The sequence below is a fragment of the Streptomyces sp. NPDC018964 genome (genome assembly GCF_044390325.1).
In the GTDB taxonomy this organism is placed as follows: domain Bacteria; phylum Actinomycetota; class Actinomycetes; order Streptomycetales; family Streptomycetaceae; genus Streptomyces.
The window spans coordinates 1-2,615 of the sequence record NZ_JBIRYZ010000064.1; the positions used below are offsets into that span (position 1 = coordinate 1).

At 73.8% G+C, this 2,615-nt stretch carries 1 protein-coding gene; it reads right to left on the bottom strand.

Features of this window, described 5'->3' with window-relative positions; genetic code table 11:
* The coding region (locus ACH5AO_RS37165; protein ID WP_398932557.1) for an SDR family NAD(P)-dependent oxidoreductase at positions 1-2,615 on the bottom strand (2,615 nt) is incomplete at both ends.

The window sequence follows — 2,615 nt, forward strand, 5'->3', positions numbered from 1 at the left end:
TCACGCCGCTCGTCCCGGCCCAGACCCTCCAACCGCCGCACCAGACCGGCCACCGCCACCGAACCACCCGCGACCGACCGCCGCACCCGCACCCGCACCCGCACCCGGATCAGACCACGGAGCATGGGGTGGATGTCGCCCTGTTCCCGCAGGGCGGGGAGGTCGAGGCGCACGGGCAGGACGACGGGTTCACCGGTGTCGAGTGCCGCGTCGAAGAGGGCCGCGCCCTGCTCGGGGGTGAGTTCCGGCATGCCGGCGCGGGCGATGCGGTGGACGTCGGTGTCGGAGAGCGTGCCGATCATGCCGGCGTCCTGGGTCCACGGGCCCCATGCGAGGGACGTGGCGGGCAGCCCGAGCGAGCGGCGGTGCCGGGCCAGGGCGTCGAGGAACGTGTTGCCCGCCGCGTAGTTGGCCTGGCCGGGGCCGCCGAGGATGCCCGACATGGAGGAGAAGAGCACGAAGGCGGTGAGGTCGAGGTCCTTGGTCGCCTCGTGCAGGTGCCAGGCCGCGTCCACCTTAGGACGCAGCACCCGCGCGAGCCGCTCGTCCGTGAGCGACTCCACCATACCGTCGTCCAGCACACCCGCCGCGTGCACCACCGCCCGCACCGGATACCGGCCCATCAGAGCGGCCACCGCGTCCGCGTCGGCCACGTCACAGGCCTCCACCGACACCCGCGCACCCAGCCCGGACAACTCGGCGACCAGATCCTCCACACCCTCGGCGACCGCACCACGACGGCTCACCAGCAGCAGATCCCGCACACCATGCTCGACCACCAGATGCCGGGCCACGATCCGGCCCAGACCACCCGTACCACCCGTCACCAAAACCGTGCCCCCGGCCACATCCCAGGCCGGAACACCCACGCCGGACGCTGAGGTCATCCGCGCCAGGCGAGGCACCAACACCTCACCCCCACGCACCGCGACCTCGGCCTCTGCCTCACCCACCGCCAGGGCGGCCCCCAGCAGCTCAGCCGACAGCACCACCGTCGGCTCGACGTCCAGCAGACCGAACCGCCCCGGATGCTCCGAGACAGCCGACCTCACCAGACCCCACACGCCGGACCCGGCCAGGTCACCGCCCTCAAGCACTCCCCGCGTCACGAACACCAGACGCGACTGCGCGCACCGCTGCTCCGCCAGCCACGACCGCACCAGCTCCAGCGCCCATGCGGCCGCGCCGTGCACGGAGTCCACCGTGCCGGTCTTCTGCGAGCCGGGGTGCGGTACGACGGCGAACACCGTGGCCGGTACCTCGCCGTTCTCCATCAGCGCGTCGAGGTCGGCATGGCGGGGCCCGGTCAGGGCGGCGAGAAGGTCGTCGGTGGTGCCGAGGACGGCCGTGGAAGGGGTGTCCCCGGCATCACCGGTCGTCCCGGGAGCGGTGACCGGGGTCCAGGCCACGTGGAACAGGGCGTCCCGGGTCGTGGTGTCGGCGGCGGTGCCGGAGGCGACGGCGCGCAGCACCAGGTTCTCGATGGTGGCGACCGGTGCTCCGGTGGGGTCGGCGACGGCGACGGACGCGGACTCGTCACCGGTCCGGGTCAGGCGGACGCGGACGGCCCGGGCGCCGGTGGCGTGCAGGGTGACGCCTTCCCAGGAGAACGGGACGACTCCCCGTGCGAGTCCGCCGAGGGCGGAGATCTGCACGGACGCGTCGAGCAGCGCCGGGTGCAGGCCGAAGCCGGCCGCGTCGCGCTCGGCGGAGTCGGGGAGGGCGACCTCGGCGAACACGTCGTCGCCCCGGCGCCAGGCGGCGCGCAGTCCCTGGAAGAGGGGGCCGTACTCGTATCCGCCCTCGGCCATGCGCTCGTAGAGGCCCGTCAGGTCGACGGGCTCGGCGTCGGCGGGCGGCCAGACGGCGGTGTCGAAGGCGGCGGTGTCGAAAGCGGGAGCCGTACCCGGGGCGAGGACGCCGGTGGCGTGTTCGGTCCAGGGCCGGTCGTCCTCGCCTTCCGGCCGGGAGCGGGCGGTGAGGACCCTGCGGCCCGCGGTGTCGGCCGGGCCGACCTGGAGGTGCAGTTGGACTCCGCCCTGCTCGGGGAGGACGAGGGGGGCGGCCAGGGTGAGTTCCTCGACGCGGTCGCAGCCGACCTCGTCCCCGGCCCGCACCGCGAGTTCGACGAAGGCGGTGCCGGGCAGCAGGACGTTGCCCATGACGACGTGTTCGCCCAGCCACGGGTGGGTGCGCAGGGAGAGGCGGGTGGTGAGGAGGAGTCCGTCGGAGTCGGAGAACTCGACGGCCGCGCTGAGCAGGGGGTGGCCGGCGGAGCGCAGGCCGGCGGACTCGACGTCCCCGGAGGACGCGTCGGGTGTGGGCCAGTAGCGCTGGTGCTGGAAGGGGTAGGTGGGGAGGTCGGTGAGCCGGGCGCCGGTTCCGGCGAAGTACGCGGCCCAGTCGACCGTCTGTCCGTGTGCCGCGAGTCGTGCGAGGGCGGTGAGGGCCGTGGTCTCCTCGTCGCGGTCCTTGCGCAGCACAGGTACGAGGAGGGCGTCGTCGCCGGCGCTCTCGCGGGCCATGCCGCTCAGCACACCGTCCGGGCCCAGCTCCACGAACCGCGTGACACCCTCACCGGCCAGCGCACGGACACCGTCCGCGAAACGCACGGC